Source organism: Thermobifida sp. (genome assembly GCF_017577275.1).
In the GTDB taxonomy this organism is placed as follows: domain Bacteria; phylum Actinomycetota; class Actinomycetes; order Streptosporangiales; family Streptosporangiaceae; genus Thermobifida; species Thermobifida fusca.
Window position 1 is genome coordinate 54,295 of sequence record NZ_PITY01000022.1, and the last position, 12,208, is coordinate 66,502.

Sequence of the window (12,208 nt, forward strand, 5' to 3'; positions counted from 1 at the left end):
CACTGTAATGAGCGAAAAATTGCCGCAAAAGCGCACACACGACCATAAAACTGGTTTCTGCCGGCCGCTTACCGGCCACCAGGAGCTTTAGCAGAGGACTTTTCTTCGCACAAAAAGAGAATCATGAATAATTTTCATTTTTCCCGGGCTTATCACCACCCTGGGGCGAGCACCCTGAACCCGTACGTTTATCTCGATAACGGACAAGATTCCCGCTGGGAACAGCGATTACCGAACGGCACCCGCATATCCGCCCGTATTTCTTGATCAAAGATTTCTCTCTGGGGAGAGCACCGCGCTTCGAACCGTCTCATACTGGCCGCGGCCGAGGGCGCTCCGTCCCCGGCCAGCGAGGCCCGAGGCCTCCCAGGCCCGCCCCACGCGAAAGCCCGCCGGGTGAGGCGAGCGCTGCCTGCCCGGCGGGCTTCCCTGACGCGTACGTAGTGCGCTACGACGTGGCCTGTTCGGGGACGGCGTCGACTCCCGCTTCACGCCGCTGCTCCGCCGTAATCGGCGTAGGCGCGCCCGTCAACGGGTCGGCCCCCGAAGCGGTCTTGGGGAACGCAATGACGTCGCGGATCGTGCTCTGCCCGGCCAGCAGCATGACCAGGCGGTCCCAGCCCACCGCCAGGCCGCCGTGCGGCGGAGGGCCGAACTGGAATGCCTCCAGCAGGAAACCGAACTTCGTCTCGGCCTCGTCCTTGCTCAGACCGATCGTGTCGAAGACCCGCTGCTGCATTTCCGCCCGGTGGATACGGATCGACCCCGACGCCAGCTCGTAGCCGTTCATCACCAGGTCGAAAGCCCTGGCCGTCGCCGAACCCGGGTCGTTGTGGAACGTGTCGGCGACCTCCTGAGCCGGAGCGGTAAACGGGTGGTGGACCGACGTCCATCCTCCCTCGTCGTCCTTCTCGAACATCGGCATGTCCGTGATCCACAGCACTTCCCACGCCGACTCGTCGATCAGGCCGCACCGCTTGCCGATCTCCAGCCGCGCCGCACCCAGCAGCTCCTGGGAGGCGGTCCGCTCCCCCGCCGAGAAGAAGATCGCGTCTCCCGGCTTGGCCCCCACCCGCTCGGCCAGTCCGGCACGCTCCTCCTCCGACAGGTTCTTGGCGACCGGGCCGCCCAACGTGCCGTCCTCGTGCACCAGCACGTAGGCGAGGCCCTTAGCGCCCCGCGACCGGGCCCACTCCTGCCAGGCGTCCAGCTCCCGCCGGGTCTGGGAGGCGCCGCCGGGCATTACCACAGCACCCACGTAGGGGGCCTGGAAGACCCGGAACGGGGTGTTGGCGAAGAAGTCCGTGAGCTCTACCAGCTCCTGCCCGAAACGCAGGTCGGGCTTGTCGGTGCCGAAGCGGTCCATCGCCTCAGCGAACTTCATGCGCCGGAACGGCCGCGGCAGTTCGACGCCCCGGACCTCCCGCAGCAGCCGGGTGAACAGTTTCTCGCCGATGTCGAAGAGGTCCTCTTCGTCGACGAAGCTCATCTCGATGTCGATCTGGGTGAACTCCGGCTGCCGGTCGGCACGGAAGTCCTCGTCCCTGAAGCAGCGCGTCAACTGGTAGTACCGCTCCATGCCGCCCACCATGAGCAGTTGCTTGAACAACTGCGGGGACTGCGGGAGGGCATACCAGTGCCCCGGCTGGAGCCGCACCGGCACCAGGAAGTCTCGGGCGCCCTCCGGGGTCGAACGGGTCAAGTACGGCGTTTCGACGTAGACGAAGCCGTTGTCGTTCATGACCTCGTGCGCGATGTAGGTCGCCCGGGAGCGGACACGCAGCGCCTCAGCCGTCTCGGGGCGGCGCATGTCCAGGTAGCGGTAGCGGAGCCGGGCTTCCTCAGAGATCTCCTGGTTCCCGTCCAGCGGGAACGGCAGCGGCGCCGATTCGCTCAAGACCTCGATATGGGAGGCCACGACCTCGATCTCACCGGTGGCGATGTCGGGATTCTCGTTGCCTTCCGGCCGAATCCGGACTGTACCGGTCACCTTGATGCAGTACTCCGAACGGAGGTCGTGGGCCAGCTCGTCCTCGCGGACCACGACCTGGACGATGCCGGAGGCATCCCTCAAGTCCAGGAAGACAACACCGCCGTGGTCGCGGCGGCGGGCCACCCAGCCCGCCAAGACGACATTCTGCTCAGCGTGGTCGGCGCGTAGTGTGCCCGCCTCGTGCGTGCGGATCAACGGGTCTCTCCTTCAGCGGTTATCGCAGTGGTTGCCTGACGCGTGCGGTTGACCGGCTTCGCGGCCGCGAAGCCGGTGCCGGTATCTCGTCTCCGCGGCGGCTGTACTCCCGATACCGCATGCGAGGCGACGCTACTGGTCATCGTCGTGTTTCCGTTCCTTGCGCTGCGCGGCTAGCGGCGGCCCGACTACAGGCCGCGCAGGAAGGGGTTAGTGGCCCGTTCCCGGCCGATCGTGGTGCGCGGACCGTGGCCCGGGAGCACGACAGTGTCGTCCCCCCGGCTCAAACAGACACGGGACAAGCTCCGCATGATCGCCACGTGGTCGCCGCCGGGAAAGTCGGTGCGGCCGATCGAGCCCGCAAACAGCAGGTCGCCGGTGAACAGCACCTCCGGGGTGTCCTCGGTCGGCGGAAGCGCGTAGACCACCGATCCCGGGGTGTGGCCGGGGGCGTGCGCCACGGTGATCTCCAGCCCCGCTAGCTGCAACACCTGACCGTCGGTGACCTCGACCACCTGCTTCGGTTCGCGCAACTGCTCGTTGCCGAACAGCGCCGCCAACTGCGCTGCCAGCCCGGGATCCACGCCTCGTGCCGGATCGCTCAGCAGCGGGCGGTCCGCCGCGTGCGCATACGCCGCGATATCGTGAGTCTGGCACACCTCTTCGGCCGACCATACGTGGTCGAAGTGACCGTGGGTGAGCAAGACGGCCACCGGGGTCAGACGGTACTCGTCCAGCAGGCGGGCCACTCCTTCTGTGGCCTGCTGCCCCGGGTCGACGATGACGCACTCCGCTCCCGCTTCCGGGGCGACGACGTAACAGTTCGCCGCGAGCGGTCCAGCGGGGAAGTCTGCGATGAGCACGGTCGGCAGTGACCTCGTTTCCAAGGCGGGGACGCTGTTGGTTACTCCATGAGCGTACCGACGCCGCGGCGATTGTGGCGACTCAGTGCCTCCCAGTGGGTCGGGAGATGACGATGCTGCGCGACCAGCCTCACTTGGTACTGTCGGGCTTGTACCCAAAGCACCGGAAATACCAAGGAGTGGTCACTCCCCCATCCCATTTCATCACCATTCGGTCACCACGCTGCCCATGGCTCTTTGCCAAACGCCGTGACGGTGTCATATTGGTCCCTGCCCGGGACCGCACGTAACTGTGATTCCGGTCCGGGTAGCGACATCACAGGTCGATCCGGCGGATACGGGTAGATTCGTTCCCATACACGTGCCAAAGCGCCGTCGCTCCGGCGGGAGATCACGTCTCGGCCGCAGTGCTGGTGGCACGCTGCCACGACCATACGGACCTGACGAGCATCAGGCTCATCACACAGGAGGACACGGTGACCACGGACCCCTGGGGCCGCGTAGACGACGACGGCACGGTCTATGTGCGCACGAGCGAGGGCGAGCGTGTCGTCGGGTCATGGCAAGCGGGGGCACCAGAAGAAGCCCTCGCCTTCTTCAAGCGCAAGTACGATGCGCTGGTGACAGAGGTGGAACTACTGGAAACGCGCCTAGCAACCACCGACCTGTCTGCAGCGCAGGCGCTGGCGAGCGTGCAGAAGCTGCGTGACGCCGTGACCGAGGCGAAGGCCGTCGGTGATCTCGACGCGCTGGCTCGACGCTTGGACGCGCTCACCGAACGGATCGAGCAGCGCAAGCTCGAACAGAAGAGGGCCCAGGAAGAGGCCCGTGCCCAGGCCCGCGAAATCAAGGAACGCATTGTCGCGGAGGCGGAGCGCGTCGCCGCGGAGACCACCCACTGGAAGACCGGCGGTGAGCGCATGCGCCAGCTCATCGACGAGTGGAAGGCTGCACCGCGCGCGGACCGTGCCACCGAGCAGGCCCTGTGGAAGCGCATGTCGGCTGCGCGCAACGCCTTCTCCAAGCGACGCAAGGCGTACTTTGCCGGCCTGGACCAGCAGCGCAAACAGGCGCGCGAGCTCAAAGAGCAGATCGTCGCCGAAGCGGAGGAGCTCGCCGACTCCACCGACTGGGGCCCGACCGCGGCCCGTTATCGCGAACTGATGCAGCAGTGGAAGGCTGCGGGACGCGCCGACCGCGCCACCGAGGACGCGCTGTGGAGCCGGTTCAAAGGCGCCCAGGACCGCTTCTTCACGGCCCGCAACGCTGCTCTCGCAGAACGGGACGCGGAGCTGCGCGGCAATGCCGAGATCAAGGAGAAGCTGCTGGAGGAGGCGCGGCAGGCGCTGCTGCCGGTGACGAACCCGCGGGAGGCACGCGTCAGACTGCGTGACTTCCAGGAGCGCTGGGACGAGGTCGGACCTGTCCCGCGCGACGTTCGCGACCGGCTGGAAGGGGGCTTCCGCAAGATCGAGGAGGCGGTACGCAAGGCCGAAGAGCAGGAATGGCAGCGCACCAACCCCGAGGCGCGCGCCCGTGCTGAGGCGACTCGCGCCCAGTTGCTGGAGTCCATCGCCACCTTGGAGAAGCAGCTTGCCGAGGCCCGTGAGGCCGGGGACGAGCGGAAGGCCACGGAGGCCCAGGAGTCCTTGGCTGCCCGGCAGGCGTGGCTGGCCGAGGTTGAGCGGACGCTCGCGGAGATGAGCTGAGGCTGTCTGCCCTGGACTGTTGTGGTGGCCGCACCCCGGGATCCGGGCGCGGCCACCACGCTGTTACGAGGATGCTGTCGCCTGCTGTTCCTGCTCGCGACGGAGGCTGGTCTCCTCAGGAGGATCGTCGTTCATCACGACGGTCAGCAGGATCGCGGAGTCGGCCAGTGCGGTGAGCGAGTGCCGGGCCTCTGGGATGATGATCATGTCTCCGGTTCGGGCGTCCCAGGAGTGTTCTCCGGAGAAGAGCCGCACTCTGCCGCGCAGGACTTGCAGGGTGCTCTGCCCTGGGTTGGGATGCTCGGACATCTCCGTCCCCTCGCGCATGGCGATGACGGTCTGCCGCAGCGAGCGTTCGTGCCCCCCGTAGACGGTGGAAGCGCTGCGTCCCGCTGAGGAGTCGCGCGCCAGCCGGAGATGGTGGTCAGCGAGCGCGTCCAGTGAGATTTTCTGCATACCGCCAGTCTGTGGGATGGACTGGACTGGCAGAATGTGACACTCCGGTTAGTTCCGGACCCGATACACGTCGTAGACGCCGTCCACGCTCCGCACCGCTTTGAGGACGTGCCCCAGGTGGGCGGGGTCCGCCATCTCGAAAGTGAACCGGCTCAGCGCGACCCGGTCGCGGGTGGTCTGCACGGTCGCCGACAGGATGTTGACGTGCTGGTCGGAGAGCACCCGGGTGATGTCGGACAGCAGGCGGGTGCGGTCCAGCGCTTCGATCTGCAGCGCGACAAGGAACATCGAGTTCCCCGTGGGCTGCCATTCCACCTGGACGAGACGGTCGGGGTCGAGGTGTTTGACGTTGCCGCAGTCGTCGCGGTGGACTGAGACCCCGGCCCCGCGGGTAACGAATCCGATGATGGCGTCCCCGGGCACGGGGGTACAGCACTTGGACAGGCGCACCCACACGTCCGGATCGCCTTGGACGACCACTCCAGGGTTGCCTGTGGGCCGTTTCCGCGGCACCCGGATCGGGGTGGTGGCTTCCGCGATGTCCTCTTCGTTGTTGTCGAGCGAGCCCACGGATTCGATGAGCTTCTCGACGACTTTGTGGGCGCTGATCTGGTTTTCGCCGACGGCCGCATACAGCGCGTCCAGGTCGCGGTAGCGCAGGTCGTGGGCGAGTGCGATCAGCGACTCGCTGGTGAACAGCCGCTGAACCGGCAGCTCCTGCTTGCGCATGACCTTGGCGATCGCCTCTTTGCCCTGCTCGATCGCTGCTTCGCGGCGCTCCTTGGTGAACCACTGCCGGATCTTGTTGCGGGCTCGAGCGCTTTTCACGAAGCCCAGCCAGTCGCGGCTCGGGCCGGCGTCGTCGGTCTTGGCCGTGATGATCTCCACGGTCTCCCCGTTGTGCAGCTCGCTGTCGAGGGGAACCAGACGGCCGTTGACGCGGGCCCCCACCGTGCGGTGGCCGACCTCGGTGTGCACCGCGTAGGCGAAGTCGACGGGGGTGGCGCCCTGCGGCAGGGCGATGACGTCCCCGCGGGGGGTGAAGACGAAGACTTCCTGCACCGACAGGTCGAAGCGGAGCGACTCCAGGAACTCGCCGGGGTCCTTCGTCTCCTGCTGCCAGTCGATGAGCTGCCGCAGCCAGGCCATGTCGGTGGAAGCGCCCTTGGCTTTGCCGCCGTTGTTGCGCTCCTCCTTGTACTTCCAGTGCGCGGCGATGCCGTATTCTGCGCGCCGGTGCATGGCGCGGGTGCGGATCTGCAGTTCCACCGGGCTGCCTTCCGGGCCGATCACGGTGGTGTGCAAGGACTGGTACATGTTGAACTTCGGCATCGCGATGTAGTCTTTGAACCGCCCCGGCACCGGATTCCAGCGGGCGTGAATGATGCCGAGCGCCGCGTAGCAGTCGCGGACGCTGTCCACAATGACGCGGATACCGACCAGGTCGTAGATCTCGTCGAACCCGACATTGCGGGCGATCATCTTCTGGTAGATCGAGTAGTAGTGCTTGGGCCGGCCGCGCACGGTGGCTTTGATTTTGGCTTCCCGCAGGTCGGCGGAGACGATCTCAATGACCTCCTGCAGGTAGACGTCGCGCCGGGGGGCGCGTTCCGCGACCAGGCGGGCGATCTCGTCGAAGCGTTTGGGGTACAGGGTGGCGAACGCGAGGTCCTCCAGCTCCCACTTGATGGTGTTCATGCCCAGGCGGTGGGCCAGAGGCGCGTAGATTTCCAGGGTCTCCCGTGCTTTCTTCTCCCGCTTGGCCTGCGGCAGGTAGCGCAGGGTGCGCATGTTGTGCAGGCGGTCGCAGAGTTTGATGACCAGGACGCGGATGTCGCGGGCCATCGCTACGACCATCTTGCGGACGGTCTCGGCTTGGGTGGCCTCGCCGTACTTCACCTTGTCGAGCTTGGTGACCCCGTCGACAAGTTCGGCGATCTCATCCCCGAAGTCGCTGCGCAACTGGTCGAGGGTGTACTCGGTGTCCTCGACCGTGTCGTGCAGCAGCCCTGCGGCGATGGTGGCCTCCTGCATGCCGAGTTCCGCGAGGATGGTGGCCACGGCGAGGGGGTGGGTGATGTAGGGGTCGCCGCTCTTGCGTTTCTGGCTGCGGTGGTAGTGGGCAGCGACGTCGTAGGCGCGCTCAATCAGCCGGATGTCCGCTTTGGGGTGGGTGGCGCGGACGGTTTTGACGAGTGGTTCGAGGACCGGGTTCATAGTCGTCCCCCGTTGGGCGCCGAGTCGGGCGAGCCTACGTCGAACCCACACTGTGGACGACGTTCCGGGATGGGTGGGGGGTGCTGGGCGGGCGGCGCTGCGGCTGTCAGCTTCGGGGGCGGGCGGTGGGGACTGGTCGCGGGGCGGGGCACTCGGACGGGTGTCGTGGTCGCGCTCCTGGCCTGGTGGAAACGCCCCCGCAGGCACCTCAGCGGCGGGGGCGGGAGGCTCGGGGCGTACCGGTTTGGTGTGGGTCGATACCGTTTCGCTACGCATTGGGCACCCTCCCGCGGCTGAGTCGGCGAGGCCGCCACCACGCCGGATGATTGGTCTAGGCCGAGACGATGGGACGTGGCTGTCACCGTTCCAGGCACCGTTTCTGAAGTGGCGGGTGTGGTGAGCACCCGTGTGGTTAATGCAACGCGATGCCGCGGTACCGTCATTCCCTGTCCCGGGCCTCTCGGCGGTGGGCGGCGCCCGCCTTACTCCTGCCACGGAGGACCCGTGGTGCCCAGGCCGGATCAGACAGTAGCCAGTGCCCGCAGTTCGACGTCGGCCAGTTTCTCGCGTCCCTTGAGGAACCCGAGTTCCAGAAGAACTGAGAGTCCAACGACGGTACCACCCGCTCGCCGGATAAGGTCCACCGCGGCCCGTCCTGTGCCCCCGGTCGCGAGCACATCGTCGACGATCAGCACTCGGCTCCCCGGGGGTACCGCGTCGGCGTGCATCTCGACGGTGGCAGTACCGTACTCCAGATCATAGGACTCGGCGAGAGTCTCCGCGGGCAGTTTCCCGGCTTTGCGCAGCGGGACGAACCCCGCCCCTAGGCGCACCGCGACAGGGGCAGCGAAGATGAAACCGCGTGCTTCCAAGCCGGCGACCAGGTCGATCTCGCTGCCGAGCAGGGGTTCAGCGAGCGCGTCGATGGCGGTGCGCAGCGCGGTGGGGTGGGACAGCAGCGGGGTGATGTCCTTGAAGACCACCCCGGGCTGCGGATAGTCGGGGATGTCACGGACGTAGCGGTCGATCAGCGTGCTGACGTCGGTGCTCATGGGTGGGACGGCTTTCTCGGTTGGGTGGGGATCGGGGTACCGGTCTTCACGTGCACGCCCGGTACCGGGGACTGCAGGGTGCGGAGGCGCCGCGACGCCCCCGTCGTTCCGTCGCGTGGCCGGGACGGTTGCTGGGCGGGGTGGTCGGAGAACTACGAGGAGACGATCCTCGCCACGGCCGCTTTCACCATGCGGACGCGGGTTCCCGGCGAGATCTCCAGTTCAACGTCGTCGTCGTGGACTTCGACGATGGTGCCGTAGATCCCTGCCCCGGTCAGCACTTCCATTCCCGGCTGCAGCGACTTCTGCATCTCCAGCTCCTGCTGGCGGCGCTTCTGCTGCGGCCGAATGAACAGCAGGTAGAAGACCACGATGATGAGGGCGAACATCAGCAGTTGGCTGATGAGTCCCGCACCCTGGTTCTGCGGCTGCTGTTCTGCGAGAGTGATCAGACCCTGCACGGGGTGTCCTTTCTGGGTCTTGGCGACTGCGCCCGCCGACGGGCGCGACTGCGGTGAGGCACGCCTGCCTCAACGAACGGCGGGCCCCACGGGTTCCCTACCGTGGCCACATGCGGCCATTCGTGGTGACAGCCTACGGCTCTTCGTCGGGATCGAAGAGCGCGGCTGCCCCGAAAGCAGCATCCGGCGGCGGGGTAAGCCCCATGTGGGCCCACGCCTGGGGGGTGGCGACCCGGCCACGGGGGGTGCGGGCGATGAACCCGGCGCGCACTAGGAAAGGCTCCGCGACGATCTCCACGGTCTCAGGCTCCTCCCCCACCGACACGGCGAGGGTGGACAGTCCTACTGGGCCGCCGCGGAAACGGCGCAACAAGGCGTCCAGGACGGCACGGTCGAGGCGGTCCAGTCCCTCGTCGTCCACCTCGTAGAGGCTGAGCGCGGCGCGGGCGCACTCCAAGGTGAGCCGCCCGTCCCCGCGGACTTGGGCGTAGTCGCGGACGCGGCGCAGCAGACGGTTGGCGATTCGGGGGGTGCCGCGGGAGCGGCGGGCGATCTCCGCGGCGGCGTCGTCGAGCAGTTCGATGCCGAGCAGTCGAGCCGAGCGGTGCAGGATGAGTTCGAGCTCTTCAGGGCTGTAGAAGTCCATGTGCGCCACAAAGCCGAACCGGTCACGCAGCGGGGCGGGCAGCATTCCGGCACGGGTCGTGGCACCGACGAGCGTGAACGGGGCGATCTCCAAGGGGATCGCGGTGGCGCCGGGGCCTTTGCCGACCATGACGTCCACCCGGAAATCCTCCATGGCGACGTAGAGCATCTCCTCGGCGGGGCGGGCCATGCGGTGGATCTCGTCGAGGAAGAGCACTTCGCCTTCGCGGAGAGTGGACAGGACCGCGGCAAGATCCCCGGACCGTTCGATGGCGGGCCCGGAGGTGATCCGCAGGGGAGCGCCGAGCTCAGCGGCGATGATCATGGCCAGTGTGGTCTTGCCGAGGCCCGGGCCGCCGGACATGAGGATGTGGTCCGGGGCGGTGCCGCGCTGCTGGGCGCTGCGCAACACCAGGGAGAGCTGTTCACGGACACGGTCTTGGCCGACGAATTCGTCGAGGGTGCGCGGGCGCAGCGCGCTTTCGACAGCGTGGTCGTCCAAGGCTGCCTCGGGCGACACTAGTTCCCGGTCGTGTTCGCTCATCAGCGGTCTCCTCTAGGCCCGGCTGAGTCTACGCAAGGCGCTGCGCAGCAAGGCAGCGACGTCGGGCTGTTCCCCGGCTTCTGCGGCAACAGCGTCGGCGGCGGCTTCGGCCTCCCGCGTGGACCAGCCCAGGTTGACCAGGCCGGACACTACTTGGGCACGCCAGTTGCGGGGCGCGGCCGCGGCGGACTGCTCGGGTGTGGCGGCTGTATCGCCGCCGGGTTCGCCGAGCTTGCCTTTCAGTTCCAACACGATGCGCTGGGCGCCTTTCTTGCCGATCCCCGGCACTCGGGTGAGGGCCGCGGTGTCTTCGGTGGCAATGGCGCGGCGCAGCGCATCCGGGGTGTGGACGGAGAGCATGGCCAAAGCGAGCCGCGGTCCGACCCCGCTGGCGGTTTGGAGGCGTTCAAAGGTGTCGCGTTCGTCGTCGTCCGCGAACCCGAACAGGGTCAGGGAGTCTTCCCTGACCACCAGCGCGGTGGCCACGGTGGCTTCCTCTCCCACCCGCAGGCGGGCCAGCGCGGCCGGGGTGCAATGCACGGTCATGCCGACCCCGCCCACGTCGATGACCGCGGTCTCGGCTCCGCGGGACACCACCCGGCCGCTGAGGAACGCGATCACAGCACTGTTCTCCCTAGTGTGTGGTGGCTCACAGTCCGTGCCGTTGCCGGGCGAGCTCGATGGTGCGGGCGAACTTCTGGCGGGCGCGTGCAATCCGCTCCTGGGCACTGCCGCGCCACAGGTAGCAGATGGCCAGGGCCACCGCGTCCGCGGCGTCGGCGGGCCGGGGCGGGCTGTCGAGCCGCAGGATACGCGCCACCATGGTGCCGACCTGGGCTTTGTCTGCGCGTCCGCTGCCGGTGATGGCGGCTTTGACCTCGCTGGGGGTGTGCAGGGAGACAGGCAGGCCCCGGCGGGCGGCGCAGACCACGGCGATTGCGCTGGCCTGGGCGGTTCCCATGACCGTGCGGACGTTGTGCTGGGCGAAGACCCGTTCCACGGCCACAGCGTCGGGCTGGTAGTCATCGAGCCACTGCTCGATCCCTTTTTCGATCCCCAGGAGGCGGGCAGGGAGTTCCTCGTCGGCCAGAGTGCGAACTGCCCCCGCAGCGACCATGGTGAGGGGGGCGCCGACAGCCCCGTCGACCACGCCTATGCCGCAGCGGGTCAGCCCCGGATCGATTCCCAGTACGCGCACCGCTCCCCCGTTTCTCGAACGTTCGTTCGCAGAGCCTACCCTCCGCGGCGTCCTGGGGGGTACCCGGAAACACGCGCGCCCCGGACAGGCCGGGGCGTGCGTGAGCGGCAGTCGACCAACCGGGCTAGCTGATCTTCGCCATGATCTCGTCGGGGATGTCCGCGTTGGTGTAGACGTTCTGCACGTCGTCGGAGTCCTCGAGAGCGTCGACGAGGCGCATCACCTTCCGGGCGCCTTCCTCGTCGAGAGGGACTTCCACGCTGGGAATGAAGCTCAGCTCAGCGGACTCGTATTCGATCCCCGCTTCCTGCAGGGCGGTACGCACCGCCACCAGGTCGCTGGGCTCGCAGATGACCTCGAACGCTTCGCCCACGTCGTTGACGTCCTCAGCGCCCGCGTCGAGGACAGCGAGGGTGACGTCGTCCTCGGTCGTGCCTTCCTTGGGGACGACGACCAGGCCCTTGCGGTTGAACAGGTAGGACACCGAGCCCGCGTCAGCCATGGAGCCGCCGTTGCGGGTGACCGCGACGCGCACTTCGGAGGCGGCGCGGTTGCGGTTGTCGGTGAGGCACTCGACGAGCAGGGCGACGCCGCCGGGAGCGTAGCCCTCGTACATGATGGTCTCCCAGTCGGCACCGCCTGCCTCTTCACCGGCGCCGCGCTTGCGGGCACGTTCGATGTTGTCCAGCGGAACCGAGTTCTTCTTCGCCTTCTGGATAGCGTCGTAGAGGGTCGGGTTGCCGTCGGGGTCGCCGCCACCAGTACGTGCCGCCACCTCGATGTTCTTGATGAGCTTCGCGAAAAGCTTGCCTCGTCTGGCGTCGATGACGGCCTTCTTGTGCTTGGTGGTGGCCCATTTGGAGTGGCCGGCCATG

11 protein-coding genes are annotated in these 12,208 nt (G+C 67.3%); 1 reads left to right on the top strand and 10 read right to left on the bottom strand.

Annotated elements, in window-relative coordinates:
* Positions 1-448: 448 nt before the first annotated feature.
* On the bottom strand, positions 449-2,188 hold the full coding sequence (gene aspS / locus CW348_RS10200; RefSeq protein ID WP_011292509.1) for an aspartate--tRNA ligase: 1,740 nt from the start codon (positions 2,186-2,188) through the stop codon (positions 449-451).
* 188 nt (positions 2,189-2,376) lie between these two features.
* Complete coding sequence (locus CW348_RS10205; protein WP_061783785.1) at positions 2,377-3,051, bottom strand: MBL fold metallo-hydrolase; 675 nt, start codon at positions 3,049-3,051, stop codon at positions 2,377-2,379.
* Positions 3,052-3,527: 476 nt separating this feature from the next.
* On the opposite strand from CW348_RS10205, the gene CW348_RS10210 reads away from it, so the two are divergent.
* A complete protein-coding gene (locus CW348_RS10210; protein WP_104612764.1) occupies positions 3,528-4,760 on the top strand; it encodes a DUF349 domain-containing protein in 1,233 nt (410 codons plus the stop codon).
* A 63-nt stretch (positions 4,761-4,823) separates the two neighbouring features.
* On the opposite strand, the gene CW348_RS10215 is transcribed toward CW348_RS10210, so the two are convergent.
* From CW348_RS10215 to CW348_RS10250, 8 genes are all read right to left on the bottom strand, one after another.
* Positions 4,824-5,216 carry a cupin domain-containing protein gene (locus CW348_RS10215; protein ID WP_011292512.1) on the bottom strand — a complete coding sequence of 131 codons (393 nt, stop codon included), beginning with the start codon at positions 5,214-5,216 and terminating at the stop codon, positions 4,824-4,826.
* A 48-nt stretch (positions 5,217-5,264) separates the two neighbouring features.
* Entirely contained in the window at positions 5,265-7,709 is a 2,445-nt protein-coding gene (locus CW348_RS10220) for a bifunctional (p)ppGpp synthetase/guanosine-3',5'-bis(diphosphate) 3'-pyrophosphohydrolase (protein WP_219821484.1), read from the bottom strand.
* 245 nt (positions 7,710-7,954) lie between these two features.
* Positions 7,955-8,485: an adenine phosphoribosyltransferase gene (locus CW348_RS10225; protein ID WP_011292514.1), complete on the bottom strand. Its 531-nt coding sequence runs from the start codon at positions 8,483-8,485 to the stop codon at positions 7,955-7,957.
* A gap of 152 nt (positions 8,486-8,637) precedes the next feature.
* Positions 8,638-8,946 carry a preprotein translocase subunit YajC gene (yajC, locus tag CW348_RS10230; RefSeq protein WP_011292515.1) on the bottom strand — a complete coding sequence of 103 codons (309 nt, stop codon included), beginning with the start codon at positions 8,944-8,946 and terminating at the stop codon, positions 8,638-8,640.
* Between the two features lie 133 nt (positions 8,947-9,079).
* Positions 9,080-10,135, bottom strand: a complete 1,056-nt coding sequence (gene ruvB, locus CW348_RS10235; RefSeq protein ID WP_011292516.1) for a Holliday junction branch migration DNA helicase RuvB — start codon at positions 10,133-10,135, stop codon at positions 9,080-9,082.
* Between the two features lie 12 nt (positions 10,136-10,147).
* Complete coding sequence (gene ruvA / locus CW348_RS10240; RefSeq protein WP_011292517.1) at positions 10,148-10,756, bottom strand: Holliday junction branch migration protein RuvA; 609 nt, start codon at positions 10,754-10,756, stop codon at positions 10,148-10,150.
* 28 nt (positions 10,757-10,784) lie between these two features.
* Positions 10,785-11,333 carry a crossover junction endodeoxyribonuclease RuvC gene (gene ruvC, locus CW348_RS10245; RefSeq protein WP_011292518.1) on the bottom strand — a complete coding sequence of 183 codons (549 nt, stop codon included), beginning with the start codon at positions 11,331-11,333 and terminating at the stop codon, positions 10,785-10,787.
* A gap of 124 nt (positions 11,334-11,457) precedes the next feature.
* Positions 11,458-12,207: a YebC/PmpR family DNA-binding transcriptional regulator gene (locus CW348_RS10250; RefSeq protein ID WP_011292519.1), complete on the bottom strand. Its 750-nt coding sequence runs from the start codon at positions 12,205-12,207 to the stop codon at positions 11,458-11,460.
* Position 12,208: the final 1 nt, after the last annotated feature.

Excerpts from the sequence above, each read along its gene's own strand:
- ruvB (WP_011292516.1), bottom strand. The coding sequence starts at position 10,135 with ATGAGCGAACACGACCGGGAACTAGTGTCGCCCGAGGCAGCCTTGGAC.
- CW348_RS10225 (WP_011292514.1), bottom strand. The coding sequence starts at position 8,485 with ATGAGCACCGACGTCAGCACGCTGATCGACCGCTACGTCCGTGACATC.
- CW348_RS10215 (WP_011292512.1), bottom strand. The coding sequence starts at position 5,216 with ATGCAGAAAATCTCACTGGACGCGCTCGCTGACCACCATCTCCGGCTG.
- CW348_RS10250 (WP_011292519.1), bottom strand. The coding sequence starts at position 12,207 with ATGGCCGGCCACTCCAAATGGGCCACCACCAAGCACAAGAAGGCCGTC.
- CW348_RS10220 (WP_219821484.1), bottom strand. The coding sequence starts at position 7,709 with ATGCGTAGCGAAACGGTATCGACCCACACCAAACCGGTACGCCCCGAG.